The 19,710-nt window shown below is 35.2% G+C and carries 21 protein-coding genes and 2 pseudogenes; 19 read left to right on the top strand and 4 right to left on the bottom strand.

Features of this window, described 5'->3' with window-relative positions:
- Nucleotides 1-185: 185 nt before the first annotated feature.
- The 6 genes from ACQKMR_RS26575 (at nt 186) to ACQKMR_RS26550 (ending at nt 4,388) form a co-directional block, all read left to right on the top strand.
- Nucleotides 186-485 carry a TIGR04104 family putative zinc finger protein gene (locus ACQKMR_RS26575; protein WP_427699956.1) on the top strand — a complete coding sequence of 100 codons (300 nt, stop codon included), beginning with the start codon at nt 186-188 and terminating at the stop codon, nt 483-485.
- 159 nt (nt 486-644) lie between these two features.
- Nucleotides 645-1,139 (top strand): DinB family protein, encoded by a 495-nt coding sequence (locus ACQKMR_RS26570; protein WP_427699955.1) that lies wholly within the window; start codon nt 645-647, stop codon nt 1,137-1,139.
- Between the two features lie 195 nt (nt 1,140-1,334).
- Nucleotides 1,335-2,291, top strand: coding sequence for a proline dehydrogenase family protein (locus ACQKMR_RS26565; protein ID WP_427699959.1), 957 nt, complete (start codon nt 1,335-1,337; stop codon nt 2,289-2,291).
- 184 nt (nt 2,292-2,475) lie between these two features.
- Nucleotides 2,476-2,979: a DUF2716 domain-containing protein gene (locus ACQKMR_RS26560; protein WP_427699954.1), complete on the top strand. Its 504-nt coding sequence runs from the start codon at nt 2,476-2,478 to the stop codon at nt 2,977-2,979.
- A 229-nt stretch (nt 2,980-3,208) separates the two neighbouring features.
- A complete protein-coding gene (locus ACQKMR_RS26555; protein ID WP_144553768.1) occupies nt 3,209-3,676 on the top strand; it encodes a VOC family protein in 468 nt (155 codons plus the stop codon).
- Nucleotides 3,677-3,716: 40 nt separating this feature from the next.
- Nucleotides 3,717-4,388, top strand: coding sequence for a hypothetical protein (locus tag ACQKMR_RS26550; protein ID WP_427699953.1), 672 nt, complete (start codon nt 3,717-3,719; stop codon nt 4,386-4,388).
- Nucleotides 4,389-4,599: 211 nt separating this feature from the next.
- On the opposite strand, the gene ACQKMR_RS26545 is transcribed toward ACQKMR_RS26550, so the two are convergent.
- Nucleotides 4,600-4,950, bottom strand: a complete 351-nt coding sequence (locus ACQKMR_RS26545) for a winged helix-turn-helix transcriptional regulator (protein ID WP_427699952.1) — start codon at nt 4,948-4,950, stop codon at nt 4,600-4,602.
- A gap of 30 nt (nt 4,951-4,980) precedes the next feature.
- Here ACQKMR_RS26545 and ACQKMR_RS26540 point away from each other — a divergent pair, with 30 nt between their 5' ends.
- The 3 genes from ACQKMR_RS26540 to ACQKMR_RS26530 all read left to right on the top strand — a co-directional run bounded on the left by ACQKMR_RS26540 (nt 4,981) and on the right by ACQKMR_RS26530 (nt 6,873).
- Nucleotides 4,981-5,409 (top strand): nitroreductase family protein, encoded by a 429-nt coding sequence (locus tag ACQKMR_RS26540; RefSeq protein ID WP_427699951.1) that lies wholly within the window; start codon nt 4,981-4,983, stop codon nt 5,407-5,409.
- Nucleotides 5,391-5,699, top strand: coding sequence for a nitroreductase family protein (locus tag ACQKMR_RS26535; protein WP_427699958.1), 309 nt, complete (start codon nt 5,391-5,393; stop codon nt 5,697-5,699). Before ACQKMR_RS26540 ends, ACQKMR_RS26535 begins: the two co-directional genes overlap by 19 nt.
- 433 nt (nt 5,700-6,132) lie before the next feature.
- The gene (locus ACQKMR_RS26530) at nt 6,133-6,873 is read left to right on the top strand and encodes a DUF3888 domain-containing protein (RefSeq protein ID WP_427699950.1); all 741 of its coding nucleotides are present in this window, start codon (nt 6,133-6,135) and stop codon (nt 6,871-6,873) included.
- 847 nt (nt 6,874-7,720) lie between these two features.
- On the opposite strand, the gene ACQKMR_RS26525 is transcribed toward ACQKMR_RS26530, so the two are convergent.
- Complete coding sequence (locus ACQKMR_RS26525; protein WP_427699949.1) at nt 7,721-8,956, bottom strand: IS110 family transposase; 1,236 nt, start codon at nt 8,954-8,956, stop codon at nt 7,721-7,723.
- A 454-nt stretch (nt 8,957-9,410) separates the two neighbouring features.
- Between ACQKMR_RS26525 and ACQKMR_RS26520 the strand changes: the two genes are divergently transcribed.
- Complete coding sequence (locus tag ACQKMR_RS26520) at nt 9,411-9,662, top strand: hypothetical protein (RefSeq protein WP_427699948.1); 252 nt, start codon at nt 9,411-9,413, stop codon at nt 9,660-9,662.
- A gap of 297 nt (nt 9,663-9,959) precedes the next feature.
- Here ACQKMR_RS26520 and ACQKMR_RS26515 read toward each other — a convergent pair whose 3' ends face one another.
- Both ACQKMR_RS26515 and ACQKMR_RS26510 read right to left on the bottom strand, forming a co-directional pair.
- Nucleotides 9,960-10,430, bottom strand: a complete 471-nt coding sequence (locus ACQKMR_RS26515) for a DinB family protein (protein WP_427699947.1) — start codon at nt 10,428-10,430, stop codon at nt 9,960-9,962.
- Between the two features lie 593 nt (nt 10,431-11,023).
- Nucleotides 11,024-11,371 (bottom strand): winged helix-turn-helix transcriptional regulator, encoded by a 348-nt coding sequence (locus tag ACQKMR_RS26510; protein ID WP_427699946.1) that lies wholly within the window; start codon nt 11,369-11,371, stop codon nt 11,024-11,026.
- 175 nt (nt 11,372-11,546) lie between these two features.
- On the opposite strand from ACQKMR_RS26510, the gene dmpI reads away from it, so the two are divergent.
- From dmpI to ACQKMR_RS26465, 9 genes and pseudogenes are all read left to right on the top strand, one after another.
- On the top strand, nt 11,547-11,729 hold the full coding sequence (gene dmpI, locus ACQKMR_RS26505) for a 4-oxalocrotonate tautomerase DmpI (RefSeq protein WP_427699945.1): 183 nt from the start codon (nt 11,547-11,549) through the stop codon (nt 11,727-11,729).
- Nucleotides 11,730-11,791: 62 nt separating this feature from the next.
- Nucleotides 11,792-12,376: an NAD(P)H-dependent oxidoreductase gene (locus tag ACQKMR_RS26500; protein WP_427699944.1), complete on the top strand. Its 585-nt coding sequence runs from the start codon at nt 11,792-11,794 to the stop codon at nt 12,374-12,376.
- 482 nt (nt 12,377-12,858) lie between these two features.
- Nucleotides 12,859-14,218, top strand: a pseudogene (locus ACQKMR_RS26495) (IS3 family transposase).
- Between the two features lie 719 nt (nt 14,219-14,937).
- Nucleotides 14,938-15,057 carry a DUF2239 family protein gene (locus tag ACQKMR_RS26490; protein ID WP_427699943.1) on the top strand — a complete coding sequence of 40 codons (120 nt, stop codon included), beginning with the start codon at nt 14,938-14,940 and terminating at the stop codon, nt 15,055-15,057.
- A 24-nt stretch (nt 15,058-15,081) separates the two neighbouring features.
- The gene (locus tag ACQKMR_RS26485) at nt 15,082-15,588 is read left to right on the top strand and encodes a DUF1330 domain-containing protein (RefSeq protein WP_427699942.1); all 507 of its coding nucleotides are present in this window, start codon (nt 15,082-15,084) and stop codon (nt 15,586-15,588) included.
- 18 nt (nt 15,589-15,606) lie between these two features.
- Nucleotides 15,607-16,497, top strand: coding sequence for an alpha/beta fold hydrolase (locus ACQKMR_RS26480; RefSeq protein WP_427699957.1), 891 nt, complete (start codon nt 15,607-15,609; stop codon nt 16,495-16,497).
- 134 nt (nt 16,498-16,631) lie between these two features.
- Nucleotides 16,632-16,724, top strand: a pseudogene (locus tag ACQKMR_RS26475) (CPBP family intramembrane glutamate endopeptidase); the annotation flags it as partial.
- Nucleotides 16,725-17,175: 451 nt separating this feature from the next.
- Entirely contained in the window at nt 17,176-18,216 is a 1,041-nt protein-coding gene (locus tag ACQKMR_RS26470) for a DUF418 domain-containing protein (protein WP_427699941.1), read from the top strand.
- Nucleotides 18,217-19,157: 941 nt separating this feature from the next.
- A complete protein-coding gene (locus ACQKMR_RS26465; protein ID WP_201249342.1) occupies nt 19,158-19,544 on the top strand; it encodes an HTH domain-containing protein in 387 nt (128 codons plus the stop codon).
- The last annotated feature ends 166 nt before the right edge of the window (nt 19,545-19,710 follow it).

The raw sequence follows: 19,710 nt of genomic DNA, 5'->3' as shown, positions 1-19,710 counted from the left end.
TTACAATTAACAAGTGAGGGGATTACTGAAAAGAGTTTTGAACAGATATAAATTTGTGAATTTATTTGAGTTTGTGAATAAATGTACTTAAACTAACGGGTGCGTTAGCTGAAGAACAGAGTTGTCTTTGAAGGCAGCTCTTTCTTTATGGAAATTGTAGTAAAGATTCTATATAGGAGGAATATATGAATTTACAGAAATGTGATAAATGCAATACTCAATTTAAATGGGGTAAAATCTCAAAATCTCTTTTTTTAGCATACAGACCTATTCAATGCAATCAATGTGGCATGAAGCATAGGATAACTTTCTTTTCAAGAATTATAATATCTTTGCTTATAGTTCCACCAATATGGATATTTAGCTTTATAATATCAAATCAATTATCATTATCCACTTCTTATACTGTTTCCATAATGATTATATATAGTGTTCTTATCTCTTTATTTTTCCCTTTTTTAGTGAAGTACAGTTTTGATTACTGAATGTATTTATGGTTCAAATCCAATTTTCCTCTTATTAAGCTAACGGGGCAGGTTAGCTTAATAAGAACAGGACAATCAATATACTATGTAGAATATAATTAAGATGACATTGTTTAAAGATTTAGAAAAAACAGTATATAAAAATTAGGAGTGTTTGTTATGGTTCATGCAAAAGATGTTTTATCGGATCAGTTGTTGGCAAATGCTAATGACCCAAGTTGGTACTTACCATTTTCAGATTCAGTAGAAAGATTGTCTGAGGAACATGCATTTTGGAAGCCAAACGAAGAAAGTAATAGTATTGCTGAAATTGTGCAGCATCTACTATATTGGAATCAAACATGGCAAACAAGGTACCAAATATCTCACGTTGATGCTGTGCCTTCAATAGGAAATAATAATAACAGCTTTATTATTCCTGAAAATCATACTTTTGCTGACTTAAAAAAACAACTATTAGAGGTGCTTTTACGTTGGCAAGAGTTATTATCTGAAGAAAAAGTTGAGAGAGAAGTTAATGGTTATCCTGGACACGTAAAATGGTGGGCAATACTCGGAAATGTGTCAACTCATAACGCATATCACATTGGTCAGATCATTTATATCCGGAAGTTGCAAAATAGCTGGAAAATAGATGCAGGAGTAGATAAATAAATAAAAGTTGCACTAGTGCATCTTATGGAACTAACAGGTGCAATACTTCAATAACTAAGTATCGTCATTTTTATTATGCAACGAGCTTGCTGTTTAAGGCTGATGTTAATTTCATAATTTTTTCTTCTGTATTTGTTTTTTATTTATATTATAATTATTATGAATATTCAAACGAAATGAGGGGTATAATTGGTTATTTCATCAATCGAAAAACATTTTGCAGATGCGTTAAAATCTATTGCTCGTAATTTAGACATAAAAGAGTGCATTCAACAATCTCCTGAACTATATCCGTTATTTCAAAAATCGGCTAAACGATTTGTAACAGGTGAATCAAAAGAAGACGCAGTATCTATTGGAGACCAACTTATACATAAGGGATACCATATATCGCTGGAATTCATCGGGGAAAACACTATAAACAAAGAGGAGTGCGTTCGAGCCAAAGAGGAATTTATAGCTTTAATAAAAGAATGTGGTAATCGTGGAATAAGTTCTCGCATATCCTTGGATTTATCGCATATTGGTTTATCTGTTAATCCTGAACTTGCATATGAATATTTACTAGAAATTGCTAAAGAAGCACAGTCCCACGGTCTTTCTCTTATGATTAGTATGGAAGAATCGGCCAAAACTGACCAGATACTCTCCATTTACAAAAGAGTTGTTTCGGAATATTCCAACGTAGGGGTCACACTTCAAGCCCAACTACATCGAACACTTGAGGACCTTAATACATTACTTAACTACCCTGGGACAATTCGTATAGTTAAAGGTGCATACCAAGAGCCATCAGATATATGTATTCCTCGTTCAGGCAAGTTGGATGAACGTTATATCCAATTAGTGGACTTATGTGTGAAAGCTGGTCACCAAGTATCAATTGCTTCTCATGATGAAGTTATACATAAACAAATCATCGAACGTGGTTATTTACAAAACCCAAATGTGGAAGCAGAGATGCTATACGGAATTTGTCCTGAACTTTGTAAACAACTTAAAGACGAGGGACTACCCGTTCGAATTTATCTAACTTATGGTGTTGAGTCGTTCTTGTACCTCTGTCATAGAATAGCTGAGTATCCACCAAACATTTATGTTGCCATTACGGATATGATTCATGGAGAGCAAGACTCAACTCAACTTTACTAAGCTTTTATAAGTGCAAGGGAACCAATTAGTAAGTTACATACTTCATCAACTAACGGGTGTGTTAGTTGAAATCCAGGGCTGCCTTTTGGTGGCCTTTTTGCTTAATGAACTAAAGGGGCAGGATAGTTGAAGAAGAAGTGATATAATAACCCTCATTAAAAACATCGTAAAGGTGGCTATTCAAATGGAAAATTGGATTGAATTATCTACAATAGAATATAAAGAGGTATGGGATAGGATATACGATGAATTTACTTTTGAACCAAGCATATCAAACTTCCCATCTTTTAAAGTGCCAAATCCATTTATCACATATGATGTATCCCCGTATTTAAATTGGTCCGGAGATTCAGATACTTATGATGAGATTTACAATGATCTAGAGGATAAGTCATTGCTTGTTTTTCAAGATCTCACACAGAAAAAAGAATATATGTATGCGTTAGATTGGCAACATCCAAGTTATTGGATAAATCCCCGTATGGAGTTTCCGAAAAGTGAATTTGATGAATGGACAGTACCTATTTTTCCAAACGGTGATTATTACTTTTTTATTCATAAGAATTTTGAATGGGGATTATTAGGACATCCTTGGGAAGAAACCATCACTATTTTTGGAAAAGAATTGATAAAAGGTTTTGAAAAACATCAACCGAGAATGTTTCAAAAGATATTACGTCAGGGATAAAATGTAAATCTTAATGAACTAACGGGTGCTTTACTTCAATAAGGAGTTGCTATGGCAGCTCTTTTTCTTATGGCACTAATGGGGCAGGTTAGTTCAACAAAATTCTAATTCAACTCAAAAACTACGATTATAAATGTGACAATTAATACTAATATCTGAGATTCCAAATATTAGTATGGTACAGTAAATATAAGGAATTTATAGATATCATAACGAGGTGGGACGAGAAATGATAAAAGGTCTTTATGAGGCACATTTACCTGTAAGTAATCTTGAAAACTCAATAAAATTTTATAAAAAGTTAGATTTAGAAATTGCATATCAAAATGATAAATTAGCTTTCTTCTGGATTGAGAAAGGTAAAAGTTGGCTTGGTCTATGGGAAACAAACCAAGTAGAAATTCCGTACCATCCTTCAATACGACATGTAGCTTTTCAAATAGATATAGAAGACATGACATCAGCAAAGGATTGGTTAAATAGTAAAGGAATCGAAATTCGTACAACCTTTGACTTAACTGAAGAACAACAACCTTTAGTTCTTGATAACAATCCACAAGCTCACGCAGCTATTTATTTTAATGACCCAGACGGAAATCCACTTGAATTGATTGCTCCTTTGAGATTGGACTTTGAGGAATCCTTTGGAGAGATGTCATTAGAGGATTGGTATAGAAGAAATACTGATCACAACTAATTCTGATCTGCTTCAGTAACGGATTCTTGAGTTTAACAAGATGGTTGCTGTGGCAATCCTTTTCTTTATGGAACTATCGGGGCAGGATAGTTCAACAAGGGTAATTCATAATTTGTATAGAATATGTAGTGTAGGTTCATTTGAATGGAATGAGGTGGCTATCATAAAGAAAATTCTTTGTATATTGTTTTTGTCTATATTGTTTATTGGTATAGTTGCTTGTAACAAAGATGTGGTCAAAGAAAACGGTGAAGAAAAAGAAGGAAAATCCGTTAAAGAGGAAAATGTGGTCAAAGTAGAAGAGGCAGAAAAATTATTTAAAGATTATAGTACAGATCTATATACGGTTAAATATCCATCCAATCCCCCGAAATTTGATGAAATCGCAGAAAAGATTAAAGGATATTTAACCGAAGATCAATATAATGCTGAAATCGCTAACCGTAAATTTCAAATACCAGAATTGGTATCCAAACAAATTAATAAAAGTATTGAAGTACAAGATGTGAAACTTGAAGAACAAAGCAAAAATGATGATGGCACAATCGATTACTTATATACAACGACATTTAAAGTTTATGACGAAAACTCATCTAAAATGTATGAGAAAAAAGGAGAACTAACCCTATCCACCACCAATAATGAATTAAAAATCGATCGTGAGTGGAGTAGGGGGGTAAAAATTGACGGTTTAGAACAAGGTGGACTTTAAGAGCTTATAGAACTAACGGGTGCGTTAGCTGAAGATCGGAGCTGTCTTTAAGGCAGCTTTTTGTTATGCAACTAAAGGGGCAGGATAGTTGAAGAGCTGTTTGATCTTTATTCAACAATTGGGCCATTATATTGAATAAGAGGTTGCATAGAACCCCACTTTTTTATGCAGCCGCCAGGCTTCTTCAGAAGTCAAAAATGTGAATTTAGGTTTAATTATGATCACAATAAATTTGTGGATCTTTATCTATACCTTTTATAATTGCATACTTATTACCCCAATCACACATTGTGTTTAATACTGGTACAAATGATCTTCCTAGATCAGTTAAGCTGTATTCTACTTTTGGTGGTACTTCTTTAAATATTTCTCTTCGTACAAGTCCATCTCTTTCTAATTGTTTCAATTGATCTGTTAAGACTTTTTGTGTAATTCCAGGTATTAATTCGTAAAACTCTTTTGTCCTTACTGATTTTTGGCTCAAGAAAAAGAGTATTAAACATTTCCATTTTCCACCTGCAATGTTCATAAAAATGTTGATTCCAGTATTATAGTTAACCATGTACTGTCCCTCCTGAATAGGCACTTAAAAGTGGCTATACCACATTTTTGTGCGTTATTTTCTCATTTATTATTGCTTACTATAATTAAAGGAGCAATAAATAAAAATTTCGGAGTTGATAAAATGAGTGTAAAAAATATTTTGGAAAAAAGACGATCAGTTAGACATTATGATTCAAGGTATAAAATAAGTTCAGAAATTCTAACCTCATTAATTGAAAGTGCAAGTAAGTCACCTAACGGAAATAATATTCAAGCAACTCGATACTTAATTATTGATGAACCAGACTTAAAAAATTTATTGCTACCTATAGCTTTTAATCAACATCAAGTGGTAGAAGCTTCAACTTTAATTGTTATGTTGGGTGATTATCAAGCATTTGATAAAGATAATATTATTAAGATACATGAAGAAGGCTTTCAAGCAGGTTTTTTTGATGAATCGCTAAGAGATATCTAGCGAATGCTGCAATAAAATATTATGAAAATAAATCAAATGAAGATCTAAAGTTAGAATTAACTAGAGATGTAAGTCTTGCGTCAATGTCATTAATTTTGTTAGCAAATGAAGCAGGTTTTGAAACAATTACTATGTCAGGCTATGATTCTAAGAAATTAAAAGCAATCTTAAATATTTCTGATAGGTATTTAGATGTTATGCTTATAGCTATTGGTAAAGGTACTAAAGCCGGTCATAATACCGTAAGGCATCATGTAAATAAGGTAATGTATAGAAACAAAATAATTTAGTGTTCTTATCTGATTATGTGAAATAGGTATACAAATAACTGTGCTTTTCTTATTTCTCAATATCAGTTAATAGAAGATTTGTTGATTATTCAAGAATCGGGCGCGATTCTTGAATATGCTTTGCTTTTCTTATAGAACTAACGGGTGCGTTAGTTCATTAAGAAGAAAAAAAAGTCGATTCCTTAACGTCTTTTACGAACTTTTTTGATTGTTACTTCTTTAAAATAGACTCTGTTAAACAATGCTTTTGATTTTTCTTCTTCAACTAACGAAAAAACGCTAGTTCACATAATCACCCTTATAGGCATGAAAAAAGGATCTTCGATTAAAGATCCTTTTAGCTGCTTGTTCAATTAAAGCGCCCTTTTCTGGAACAAGTTTTTAAAAAATAAATTCACCTCTGTTGTCACAAAATATAATGAGGTGATTGAATATGAGACCAAAATTAACCGCAATTTCTGCAATTGTTGTAGTGCTTATGAGTATGAGTATCTTAGTGCCTTACACAGCCTATGCAACTGTACAAAAAGGCAACAATGGTAGTATGAATTTCGATATTGACTTAACAGGTTATCGACTCTATGGATTTGGTGATTTTAATCAGCTGGGTTATAAAATAACACCACTTGCCCAATTATATTTTACAATTATTCAGTTGGAAGAAGAATGGATTGATGAACCACGACTATATATCAAGGGTAACAAAGGTTTTGTTCACCTTTGGAAAGAAGATGGAACTAATGTACTTTATACTGTTGAAAAACAAACAAGTGGCCCATTAAAAGATATGTGGAAAATTGTTGATGTCAAAAGAAAGAAAATTAACCGAATACCAGTTCCAAAACAATTACTTAAAGAAGCATTGATTGAACGCTTAGTAGACCCAATAAGTAAAGCTATTGAAACATATTATAAACCTAAACTGTGGGATCGGGGATTCGAGAAAATCCTTAAAATAGAGAGAGATGAGACAAATTTCAACTTAAATGTAATTGTTCAAGTTCAAACTTTTGAGGGGGCACATAATCCACCTTATGGTGAAGAAACAATTACTTTTCAAATTCAAGGTAGCCAAATTAAGGTTGTTGATTATAAACATAGAGACATTCCAAAAGAAGAATGGATTAAGATAGAATTAAGAAATAATTCTTATAAGAAAACAAAGCAGCAATAAAAAAATTTAAGGGACTCAAGACCTGTCACAAAGAACATAAAAATCCCCCACTTATAAATAAATACTAATTGTTAGATCATACCAAAATAATTACATTACATGGTTCTATTTTCATTCCAGAACAAGGCCTTAAAGCATCACATGAATACTCTATACAAATCCAGTTAACATAAAATGAACTATAAGAAGATAGCAAAAACGCCAAACCCATATGGTTCAAGAGTTTGGCGTTTGTTTGTTTTTTATCGTTTATTCAGGGTTTTATACAACCTTGATGTAACAAGGGTTTGCTAAATTAACCACTAGAGCTTTTTCTATTTTTCGTATGGTCCATCTTAGGGCCTGTACAACTGCGCTACACGTAACGACATACTGCACACAGCAAGACTACTATCATAGAGGCTAGTTGGACAAGGGGGGAGTTATAGCGTAAGCAACATACGGGCAATCGGTCCACATTAAGAGCTTGTTTTGATCAATCTTTTTTCAAAACAAGCTCTTTCTTTTTGTTCGTTTATCAAGGTTATTAGTATTGATTTGATCAATCATTATTCCAAAGCTACAAAAGTTGGATGTGAAAAATAGCACTTAAAATAAGTGCAAATTACCTCCTAAAGTGACAGATAAGGTTGTAACTTTGATTTATCAGGATTCTTAAAACGTCCCTATTGGGTGTACACTATTGAGATTGTGAAAGAATGTACTTAAACTAAACCAGCTAATAGTTTGTCAACATTTATCAATAAAAACTAAAAATATTTCATGCTATACTAAAAATATGCATGCCAAATAACCTCCCTATGAACAGTGTTTGGAAAGTTTTGTGATATTTAGTTATACTTTTAAACTAGGCTAGATCTTGGAAAGTCGAGTTGTTTTGTAATAGTGCATAAATCCATTGTAGAAGCTTATTAGCACATGCTATAACAGCTACTTTATAGGGCTTTCCTTCTTTCCGTTTCTTATCATAGAACTCACGTAATCTCTTATTACGAGGGATTACTTCTTCAGTCGTTTTCTTTTTGCGACAATCACGAATGGCACATCGAACAGCCATATATAGGGCATGCCGTAATCTACTCGAACCTCTTTTGGTTATTTTGTTTACGGATCCCTTGAATCTACCAGATTCAAAGATACTAGGATCAATTCCTGCAAATGCTACGAGTTTTTTAGGGTGATTAAACCGATCAATCTCACCAATTTCAGAAATAATCGTTGCCGCGATTTTTTCACCGATACCAGGGATTGATTGGATTATCTTATATTCTTCAATTTCTTTAGCCAAAGCACCTATCTCTTCATCCAACTTTGATAGGTGCTTTTGGTATTCCATAAGCATTTTGATATATATTTCTAAGCTCATTATGTGACTTTGATACAGTGTTGTCTGAAAGGGATTTTTAGCTGCTGCAGCTATAAGTTTCTTTGCCTTTGTATTTGCCCACTTTCTTGAACGACTTGTACATAATTCATCGATTTTATTACCTAAAGCTTCTTCATCGACTACCAAAACATCTTTAGATGTAGGATATTCTAATAAGGTTAGTAAAGAGACAACTGAATATAAGTCCCCAAAAACCCCATGATACTCAGGGAAAACCTGATCAAGAACTGCTTGAAATTGAAGTTTCGTTTGTACATATATACCCGTTACATTTTCGTGTTGTCTTGTAAGATTACGAAGGTTTAAGAGTTGAATTCCTCGTTTTTTATTTGGTTCCAAATCTTCTTTATAATACAGCTCGCAGAGATGGTAAGCATCAATCACATCTGTCTTTACTTTTCGTAGAGATGAGCTCTTTGCTCGATATGAGACAAGTGGGTTAATGATAATTAGTAAATAACCTCTTTCCTCGAAATGCTGAACAACTGGAGTATGATAATGCCCAGTAGACTCTAAAACGACCGGAGGTCGAATTCCTGTTAAGTTTTCTATCTCTCTAAGAAATCGGTGTAAGCTCTCTAGCCCTTCAATGGTATGTGCTACTTTAAAACTTCTTTTATAAGGCTTCTTCTTATCCAAGAACGCTTGAACCTGACTTTCACCTTTAGCTACATCCAGACCAACCACTGGATTCATTTTTTATCTCCTCCAAAAGCATAATATTTGCCGGTAACCCCTAATCCTTCTTGCAGTATCATAGCTTCGCTTGTTATACGAGATCTTGGTCCCAACCAGCCAAATCATGTTTAAGCAAGTAGGGGGCGAACTGTTTAGTTGACGGGATCTTTAGCCCCACGGGCAGGTACGTTCTACCCCGGCTACCGTTATCATATATCGATATAAAAAATGGTCAACCAGAAATATTTTCTGGCTGTCCTTATAATACGTAGGGGCAGGTTAGTTCAAGAGTGCTGTTAGGCCTTTGTTCAACAATTGGGCCATTTAGTGTAAGAAGAGAAAAGAAAATCCATCTCTCTTCTATGTCGTAGTTAACACATACTGTGAATTAAAATATTTAAAGAAAACAAGTGAACAAACTGATTTTTTTGAATGTAATGTTTGAAACTATAATAAGTAGGGAGACGGTGTAGTGAGCGAAATAGATAAACGAAACAGATTAAGTGAAGAACCTTTTGCTTATCAAATAACGAAAAAAGGAACGGTAGTAATCTATTATGGAGGTAAACAAATTAAAATTGTAAAGGATAGGGACGCTGAGCGTCTTATAGCAAGAATCAAAGAAGTTGAAGATAATATAATAGAAATACAGTTATTGTTAGCTAAAATTACGGGTAACTTTAAACGTGGTAACGAGAAATTTGGTAAAAATAAAAGAAAATAAACTAAGCCTTTACTTCGTAGTTCGCAAACAATGTTGGATGTTCAACAATAGGGCGCGCTTCTAGAATAAAGGATTCGTACCTAATATCACTATAAAGATTGTGAAGAAATGTACTTAAACTAACGGGGCAGAATAGCTCAATAAATGGGTAGTTTTAGATTATTCAAGAATGAATAGTTATTGGAGTAAATGAAAATAGAGAGTGTTATGTAGACTAATAATGTATAAAATATAACAAAAGAAAAAACCAGTTTTGTTAGACTGATTTTTTCATCTTAATATAACACTTTGTTAAATTCAGTTTTTAACACTTACATGTTCAATTATTCGCTTCATTGCCTGAATTTGCCCCATATGAGTCGCTTCATGCATTAATGTTAAACCTGCAAGTTCTCCAACAGTCTTACAACCTAGGAATGGAGTATCCAAATCTTGATCTAGCTGTTCAGTAGAAATTTGCTTTAAACGAGTTAATTGATCTTTCAACTGTACAACAAGTTGATCCATAGCAGGTATATTCCCTGTCCAATCAGCTGGTTTTGTGCCATTCCCAAACAATTCTATATAATTCGTGGGAAGGTGAGTTGTTACATGCGGGAAATCAAACATAGATTGTTCAGTAATTGTCAAAACGTGACCTGTCTGCCAATGAATTGTGTTATTAAAACCATCTGGCTGCACATCAGTTTGTTCCATAGAAACAGACTCTACATTCTTGATGAAATATTCTCTTGTCATCTCAAATTGCTTAAATACAAGTTGATTCATCGTTTTCTCCCCTCTCATTAACAAAATCATCCATATTATACCAGTAAAAAATGGAAAAGAATATAGTTGAAACTTCCTAAAATTAGCTTTATGTCAACCGGTTCTTGTTCCACAGTAGGGCGCTATTCTTTAATAAGAATCGCTTGTCTTAATGAACTAACGGGTGCTTTACTTCAATAACAGGGGTTGCTTCGGCAGCTCTTTTTCTTATGGAGTTATAGGGACAGGTTAGTTCAACAAGGGATAATGCATTTGAAGACTAATATGTGGAGCCCTTTATGTTATTTGATTTTCTTGATTATAGGTCTTGATAATTTTCAGTCTACCACTTTATTTTCTCCCGACATCGTGGACTTTTTGCTTATAATGCCAATGCCCATAATCACACAGTTTCGCTTAATAAGTTTATGAAAATTCACCATTATGAATTATATAACAGTAATCTCATCGGAATTTTAAATCAATGATTTTCTGCTTAAAATTGTAAATCACACATGTAAAATTAAGCAGACAAGGCTTATAACTGAAAATGAAGAAGTGCTGGAAATCCATACTTCTCCAGCACTTCTTCGTTTCTCGGACGGACTCCTAGTTTAAGAAGGGGTTACACTACGCCCACTACATCCATTACCTATATAATTTTTTCCCCAATCACAAAGTGCATTTACAATTGGAATTAAACTTTCCCCAAACTCTGTAAGAGAATATTCGGTTTTGGGAGGAACTATCGGATAAACAGTCCTAGTAATAAATCCGTCTCCTTCAAGCTCGCGTAATTGCTGAGTGAGCATTTTAGGAGTAGCTTGAGGAATGAATTTTTGCAATTCATTAAACCGCAAAGTTTGGTTTATTAAGTGAAACAAAATAATAGCTTTATATTTTCCGCCAATTAAGCTAATTGGTGCTTCTATTGGACAGTTAAAAATTTTTTCATGATTCATGATTATCTCCTAACTATCATTTTGGGTAGTATATTACAAAAAGGTGCGTACTTGATGTAATGAAAATAACTGATAAAATGATAACATCAATTGATTCAATAATCAAACGGGCCGGCCCATAAATATTGAAAATGGAAAAATTAATATAAAATATCCATAAAAGGAAAAAAATAATATGCCAGTAATAACATTAGAAGGCGCGAAATTAAGCAAAGAACAAAAAGGTGAATTAGTAAAGGAATTAACAGCATCAGCGGCAAAAATCATGAACACACCGGAACAGGCTTTTGTCGTTTTATTAAAAGAAAATGAAAAAGACAATGTAGGTGTAGGCGGTCAGCTCATATCTGAAAGATAATGTGTAAGTAAAATTTATTTCTCTTGAATAATGAAATAACATAATTGGAGGTAATATTTGCAATGAAACATCTTATTGTTTTTGCACACCCACATACTAACAGCTTTAACCATGCGATTTTGGATACTGCAGTAAGTGTGATTAAAAAGAATGGACATGACGTTGTTGTACGTGACTTGTACGAGCTTGGTTTCCAGCCTGTTCTTACAACCGCCGATACCACTTCGATGCGAGAGGGTGTAATTCCTGAGGATATTAAGATAGAGCAGCTGCACATTACTGAAGCGGATGTGATTATCTTTATTTATCCTATCTGGTGGACAGGGCTTCCAGCTATTCTCAAAGGGTATATAGATCGGGTATTTGCATATGGCTTTGCTTATGCTTTAGGTGAAGAGGGTAGCGTTAAATTATTAAAGGGCAAAAAAGGGCTGATTATTAATACACATGGCACTCCAAAAGAGGTTTATGACCAAATTGGTATGACTGATGGTTTGAAGATCACTTCTGATACAGGCATCTTTGATTTTACAGGGATTGAGGCTATTGATCATTTATTGTTTGGCAGCGTACCAAATGTAGATGATGCTGCACGCAAACAAATGTTACAAACCGTTGAGCAAACCATTCAGACTCATTTTGCGTAAATGAAGTCAAGTGAGTTGGTTGGTACGGTGAACCGAGCTGAACGAATAGACTTCATACGCCGTTGTGCTGAGCGTGACGAGTAGCCAGAGCTGATGGATTCAGCAGCGAAGATTATCATGCGGTACGCTCCAATAGCCGTATTGATGAATGATTTCTACACAAATCTCGTTTCTACGAGCAGAACTACGCCTTTTCCAGTCGAGGATTGAACGGGTCTGTAAAAAACTGGGTTCGAGCTGCTTTTCTCTGATACTAAGCTTGTCTAGTCTACTTTAGAATCTTATAGTTATGTCGCTAACGGGACACGTTAGTTCAACAAAAAAGATGGGAACAAAGGCCTTATTTTATAGGCTTTGTTCGCCGGACAATTATCACTATCGTCTTAATCTGCTGATATCAAGCCAAATTAAAAAGTCGGTTCCTTAGAGTGAACTGCACCCCAATTGTTAGACACAACTAACAATTGGAGGTGCAGTTTTTTATGGCGAGATTTTCTTCAGAAGAAAAAATACAGGCAGTAAGACAATATATAGATGGTAATGAGGGAGGACAAAAAATTGCTAAATCTATTGGTGTTCATCCGAGTTTACTCCATCAGTGGATTAAACAATTTGAACTTTTTGGTGGTGATGCTTTTGAAAAACGCTATACACCCTACCCCGCACAGTTTAAACTAGATGTACTCAATTATATGAACGAACACGGGACGTCTATCAGGGAAACAGCGGCGATTTTTAATATTCCATCTTTTGAAACGCTTCGAAAATGGAAAGTGGCTTATGAAACAGAAGGATTTGATGCCCTACAATCAAAGAAAAAGGGGCGTCCATCCATGAAAAATAAAAATAATAAGACATCAAATACTCAAGTACCCAATGAAGGATCAATAGAGGCTTTACAGGCGGAGAATGAACGTTTACGTATGGAGAATGCCTATTTAAAAAAGTTGAATGCCTTAGTTCAAAACAAGGAAAAATCACCAAACAAGACAAAGCACAAGTAGTCTATGAATTAAGGAATGCATTCCCGGTGAAAGCACGTATACAGCTCGCAGACATTCCGCGTAGCACGTATTACTATTGGGTGAAAAACTTCGGTCGTCCTGATCCAGATGCAGAACTGAAAGGATTGATAAAATCTGTTTTCAATGAACATGAAGGTCGGTTTGGTTACCATCGTATTCGTGATGAACTTAGAAATCGCGGACACAAAGTAAACCACAAAAAGGTACAGCGTATCATGAAAGAACTAGGGCTAAAATGTCTTGTCCGTATGAAAAAATATCGCTCTTACAAAGGAACTGTGGGCAAGATTGCACTAAATATTTTAGATCGCAATTTCAAAGCTGAAAAACCAAATGAGAAATGAGTTACGGATATTACAGAGTTTAAATTATTTGGAGAAAAGCTATATTTATCGCCGATATTGGACTTATTTAATGGAGAAATCATTACGTATACAATCGGTTCAAGACCAACCTACTCACTCATTTCAACGATGTTAGATCAAGCTTTTGAATGTTTAACAGGCGACGATACTCTCCTTATTCATTCAGATCAAGGCTGGCATTATCAAATGAAACAATACCGTAATGCCCTTAGGGAACGTGGCATTACGCAAAGTATGTCTCGCAAAGGGAATTGTTACGATAACGCGGTTATGGAAAATTTCTTTGGTATCATGAAATCGGAACTTCTTTATCTAAAAGAATTTGAAAGTGTGAACACTTTAAACAAGAACTAGTAAAATATATAGAATACTATAATCACAAACGAATCAAGGCAAAATTAAAAGGCATGAGCCCGGTACAATACCGAGCTCATGCCCAACGGGCTGCCTAACGAAATAACCTGTCTAACTTTATGGGGTCAGTTCAGAGGAATTCGACTTTTTAGGTTGAAATTTGCTTAGCGTATAATATCCGCGTTTTGTCGGCAGGACCCCGTGTAGAAGTTCACTACGATGGTTCCGTTGACGAAGAATTAATCTCTTTATCAGAGAATAGGGATATATACGCCATTCCAAATGGTAGTGCAATATTTTGGGATAAAGAAGTAGTTATACCTATTCATAAAGTTTTTCATTTCAGTAAAAGAAATAAACAAATTTTCAGGTGAAGAGTAAGGTGATGAAACTGAAATGTTCCTTATTAAGCTAACGGGTGCATTAGCTGAAGATCGGAGCTGTCTTTAAGGCAGCTTCTTCTTTATGCAACTATCGGGGCAGGTTAGTTGAGGAAGAAATGTAAAAAACTTGTCCTATAGATTGTAGGACACTCGCTAACATGATTGGTATGAGAAACGCAATCATTGGTTTGATCGCCATTTTACTATTTTCATTCATTGATGTATTCATTTACATTTTAGCTAGATTTATAAAATGTATTTTCTCGTTCCTCTAAGCGATTGAATTTGTTTCAATTGCTTATTTATTATGCATCACCCCATCGTTTTTGAATAATTAAGCAAACATAAATTAAAAACGTTTGCTTATTAGCAAACTAAATAATATAATGTTTGTGTTATAAAGGTGGTTTTGAAACGGATACTATTCATTTATAATGACAGCTATGGAAGGGAACTTCCATCAATACGAAGAAGCTCTGCGGGAACTGTATACTGGTGATTTGGATCGTTTTTACCACTTCATCGATGACTGGACAACCATATCAAAAGATTAGCCACTAATTCCCTAAAGGGAACTTATGAATGAAAGTATGAGGAGGCGTAAAGAATTTGGAATAAAAAAAGGATCTACGAAAGGAGCCGCTATGACAGAATTTGAATTTAATCGTTACATCGAACCAACACAACGCGCTGGCATGAGGTTCATACAGCGAGGTATTGAGGGCAGCATCGTCATGTTGAACCTCATGCGTTTTCGTGAAGTTGCCGATTACACAGCCCATCCTGAGCTATCACCGGAGGACCCAATCAGTGGTGCCGAAGCTTTCAAACGCTATATTGAGCATACCCTCCCATTTCTCCGTGAAAGCGGAGGTGAAGTGATGTTTCTTGGCGATGGCGGAGAGTTTCTTATCGGACCCGAAGAGGAAAGATGGGATCTTGTCATGATGATCCGCCAGAGCAGCGCGGAGTCGTTTCTTGCTTTTTCAAGTCATCAAGATTACATGGCCGGTATCGGGCATCGGAATGCAGCAATCGAAGATTCACGGCTTTTGCCTATGATAGAACTTCCGACATCAAAATAAAAGGAGGAGAACATGATTATGAATATCCTAAAAGTCAACGACGTCGAATTGGCCTATGACAGTTTCGGTAACGAAAATGACGAGGCTATTATCCTAATCGCCGGGCTTGGAACCCAGATGATCCGATGGACGGATTCGTTTTGTCGGATATTAGCAGCGCGGGGCTTTCGCGTAATCCGCTTTGACAATCGCGACGTAGGTTGCTCGACGCACTTTAGCCATTATCCGACGCTGGATTTTGACGCACTGGCGACTGCTCTCATGTCGGGACAGCGACCGGACATCCCTTACACTCTCGATGACATGTCCAACGACGCTATCGGACTGCTCGACGCCCTATCAATTGACCGGGCGCATTTCGTTGGGAGGTCGATGGGCGGAATGATCGCCCAGATTGCAGCCAGCGAGTACCCTGAACGGGTTTTATCACTCACATCCATTATGTCCAGTTCCGGTAATCCCGCCCTTCCGCAAACTGCCCCAGATGTCATGGCGATGATGACTAAACCGGCGCCGAACCCATTTGAGGATGAAGCAGGATTTTTGACACACAGTCTCTCTTTTGCCAAACGCATCGCCGGCACGGGCTATCTGTTTGAAGAGGATGCTTATCGGACGCTCATTCTGGAGGAGGCCCAGCGAGCATACGATCCAGGCAGTGTCGGAAGACAAATTGCTGCTATCGCTGTCTCCGGTGACCGTCGTCCAAGGCTGGCGACCATAAAAGTACCAGCACTTGTCATTCATGGGGTGGACGATCCCCTGTTCGTCCCGGCGTGTGGCGAGGACACGGCTTCTGCCATCCCGGTGGCCGAGCTAATGTTGGTTGACGGCATGGGACATGACCTGCCGCACCAACTGTACAAAGTAATCGTTGATGGTATAGAGCGAACGGCTCGTCGCAATTGACTCGCGCTTCCTGAATAGCAACCAGCCGGAGTTCAGCGGTGTCCAATGGGGCTGAGTAGGCCTGGGGGCGTAGCGCTACATGGATGGCTAACGGGGGCTTTGCTAGAAGATTGTTGAGCTGTTCATTTTTGCTTTTAGCGTATGAACGAACTAATTCGATCTGGTCATCAGTTATTATTCATGGATTAACTAATGGAATTATGGTTTTGTTGACTAGTTTGGTATAAAGATATTGTTATAAGTAGTCGGAACATACAATGCAAACTATCAGATACAAGAGCTGAAAAAGACTGTTATTAGAGTCTTTTTCATTATGCGGCTGTCGGGCAGCATTCCTGTAAAATAAACAAAGTGTGTAAAGGAATATACTTAAACTAACGGGTGCGTTAGCTGAAGATCAGAGCTGTCTTTAAGGCAGCTCTTTCTTTATGGAACTATCGGGGCAGTTTAGTTTAATAAGACATAAGATGGTGTTTCTCTATAAAAGAGAAACACTTTTTTAAATGAAAAAACGAAATTTTATGGATTTTAATTTATTGAACTACCCTGAAAATAAATCTTCTGATAGTAAAGGGATTAAGTCCGGTACAATACCGAATTAAGGATTTTGTAAGGTTTATGTTAATAAGGTGTAAGGTCAAAATTCTATTATTAATTTTGCAGAAAGGAGATAACAATATGAATTTAATGAAAGAAAACTCACTCAATCAAAATAGAATATATGAACTTGATATACTTAGAGGATTTGCTTTAATAGGTATTTTCTTAGTTAATATCTTCAATTTTATACAAACGGCAGGTGTTGATGTCAAGCTATTACCTGACGGTAATTGGATTGATATTATTTTTACAGGAAAGTTTTACGCTATCTTTTCTCTCTTATTTGGAGCTGGTGCAGCTATTTTCTTAAGCCGTGCTAAAGAAAAAGGAAAACCATCTATACTTTTTATTCGCCGAATGGTTGTACTTGCAGTGATAGGATATCTTCACTCGCTAGTTTGGGGCGGAGATGTGTTGCTATCTTATGCTTTGATTGGATTAGTACTATTTGCTTTGCATAAAGTCCCTGCAAAAGCATTGTTTACAATAACTTTTAGTTTGCATATTATAGGCATACTGGTTAATGTATCTACCTATGATTGGTTATATGGTGGAAAGACGAATATGCCTCCTATATTGGATTTCCTACTTTTAATCACTACTTTAACATCATTTTTAGTTTATTTTATAGAAGGCTTCACACTAATGAATATTGATGCTCTTGCAAAGTTAAAGATGCGTCCCAAAATGCACAAATGGTTGCTAATCACCCTTGGAAGTATTTCCGTTATAACCGTCATTGCGCAGTTCATGATTACAAACCATAAGCCAGCACATATTTTATTAATTATTTCGCAATTGCCATTAATGTTAACTTACATTCTTTTATTATTATTGTTGGTTAAGAAAAAAAGAGGAAGTTATATTCTATATCCTTTACAAGCTTATGGAAGAATGGCAATGAGCAATTATTTAGGTCAAACTGTAGTTGGAATATTTATTCTACCAATGTTGATTGGTTATTTCTCTCCATCATTAATTATCTATGGATTATGCATTATTACTTGGATTGCACAAATAATTATTAGTAATGTCTGGTTAAAATATTTTTATTATGGACCCGTGGAATGGGTTTGGAGATGCTTTACCTATTGGCGTCTGGTTCCTCTACGAAAATAAAATATTATAAATAATAAAATGTATCGCTATGAATACATCCGTGACTAAAAACTGTTCTCTCAGCAGATATCTCATCTTCATAGCGATTACTTTTATTCACCATTCCAGCCAATTCTTAATATTGATCTACTATTTATTTGTGTAAGACTACAACGTACTTTAAAACAGTTATAAAAAAGATATTTCTAAAAAAGATTCGATATATCTATAATATTAAAACGAATTCAAATTAAATTTCACATTAACTCTAAAGTTATATAATTTAGGCGGTACAATATTTATGTTAAAACGACTATGGAGATTGTGAAATAATGTACTTCAACTAACGGGTGCGTTAGTTCATTAACTTGGGTTGCTTCGGCAGCCTTTTTCTTATGGCACTAAAGGGGCAGTTTAGTTGAACAATGACTTGAAGAGAATTATGATAAAAAAATCATTGATGATTAAGTGACTCGATTATAATAGAGATGGCAATGGAACTTAGAAATCATAAGGCGGTTAAAAAATTGAAATGGGTAAATGTAGCGTTGAGTAGTTCGATTTTTATTGTAATAACTTTCCTTCCCCCGTATCTTGATAGAATTGGTATTTCTTTTTGGCTTAAAGTAGTATGTGGAACTGCTGTACTTTCTAGTGTTATTTTTATTGTATCTAAAATCAAATTCCTTCAGAAATCGGTAACAAAAAAAGTAGGCTGTTTGATTTTGATTTCAGTTTTTATCTTTGTATTCATCTTGGATGATTCAATCAATTATTGAGGTGCGTTTAATATATTTATTTAAGGTCGATTCCCTAACTTGGAAATTGGCTTTTTTGATTATGGTTAGTGTCATAACTCAAAAGTTATGGAGTGTTTCTTGTTCAACTATAGGGGCAGGATAGTTTAGTAATCCATTGGGTTAATTGGTAAAATGCTATTAAAGATTGGAGGTAATTATTTTATGGAATTTATTACATTGGAAGAGAATATTGAAAAAATGAAAAAAATATACAAAATGTCAGATGACGTAATAAATAAGATTTTCTATACTAAACACAAAATGTATCACACTGATCCAATAGAAATGAGTGCCTTTTTAACAGCTATTGATATTGTTGATGAAGAACAAAGATTGTGTGATATTATAGAAGCCTTGCATAGAGACATAGGATTAAGTTATGACACGTTGGCTGCATATTGTGAAATGACTACGGAAGAGTTGGAAGAATTCTTGAGAAATCAAGAATCCTTAACCGATAAGAAAAAGTTTATTATAGCTGTTAGAATAATGTTTCTACATCATGTTTTAAAAGAAAAATATCCGACTGAGGGTACTGTCGATGAGTAAACATCGCTGTTCTTAGGAGAAGTTCTTAATGAACTAACGGGTGCGATACTTCAATAAGAGGTATCGTTTTTCTTAATGAACTCCCTCAGTTTAATAGATAATGCTCACGAATACTCGCTTATTCGCAGGATTTCAAACCACATGGTATAGGTTGCTTTAGATGAAC

Source organism: Peribacillus sp. NPDC096540 (assembly GCF_050278525.1).
Lineage (GTDB): Bacteria > Bacillota > Bacilli > Bacillales > DSM-1321 > Peribacillus.
The sequence above is the reverse complement of the archived record's forward strand: the minus strand, read 5'-3'. Positions and strand labels throughout refer to the sequence as shown.

Coding starts and splice junctions, on each gene's coding strand:
- ACQKMR_RS26575 (WP_427699956.1), top strand. CDS start 186: ATGAATTTACAGAAATGTGATAAATGCAATACTCAATTTAAATGGGGT.
- ACQKMR_RS26570 (WP_427699955.1), top strand. CDS start 645: ATGGTTCATGCAAAAGATGTTTTATCGGATCAGTTGTTGGCAAATGCT.
- ACQKMR_RS26560 (WP_427699954.1), top strand. CDS start 2,476: ATGGAAAATTGGATTGAATTATCTACAATAGAATATAAAGAGGTATGG.
- ACQKMR_RS26555 (WP_144553768.1), top strand. CDS start 3,209: ATGATAAAAGGTCTTTATGAGGCACATTTACCTGTAAGTAATCTTGAA.
- ACQKMR_RS26550 (WP_427699953.1), top strand. CDS start 3,717: ATGGTTGCTGTGGCAATCCTTTTCTTTATGGAACTATCGGGGCAGGAT.
- ACQKMR_RS26545 (WP_427699952.1), bottom strand. CDS start 4,950: ATGGTTAACTATAATACTGGAATCAACATTTTTATGAACATTGCAGGT.
- ACQKMR_RS26530 (WP_427699950.1), top strand. CDS start 6,133: ATGAGACCAAAATTAACCGCAATTTCTGCAATTGTTGTAGTGCTTATG.
- ACQKMR_RS26525 (WP_427699949.1), bottom strand. CDS start 8,956: ATGAATCCAGTGGTTGGTCTGGATGTAGCTAAAGGTGAAAGTCAGGTT.
- ACQKMR_RS26515 (WP_427699947.1), bottom strand. CDS start 10,430: ATGAATCAACTTGTATTTAAGCAATTTGAGATGACAAGAGAATATTTC.
- ACQKMR_RS26510 (WP_427699946.1), bottom strand. CDS start 11,371: ATGAATCATGAAAAAATTTTTAACTGTCCAATAGAAGCACCAATTAGC.
- dmpI (WP_427699945.1), top strand. CDS start 11,547: ATGCCAGTAATAACATTAGAAGGCGCGAAATTAAGCAAAGAACAAAAA.
- ACQKMR_RS26500 (WP_427699944.1), top strand. CDS start 11,792: ATGAAACATCTTATTGTTTTTGCACACCCACATACTAACAGCTTTAAC.
- ACQKMR_RS26490 (WP_427699943.1), top strand. CDS start 14,938: ATGACAGCTATGGAAGGGAACTTCCATCAATACGAAGAAGCTCTGCGG.
- ACQKMR_RS26485 (WP_427699942.1), top strand. CDS start 15,082: ATGAATGAAAGTATGAGGAGGCGTAAAGAATTTGGAATAAAAAAAGGA.
- ACQKMR_RS26480 (WP_427699957.1), top strand. CDS start 15,607: ATGAATATCCTAAAAGTCAACGACGTCGAATTGGCCTATGACAGTTTC.
- ACQKMR_RS26470 (WP_427699941.1), top strand. CDS start 17,176: ATGAATTTAATGAAAGAAAACTCACTCAATCAAAATAGAATATATGAA.
- ACQKMR_RS26465 (WP_201249342.1), top strand. CDS start 19,158: ATGGAATTTATTACATTGGAAGAGAATATTGAAAAAATGAAAAAAATA.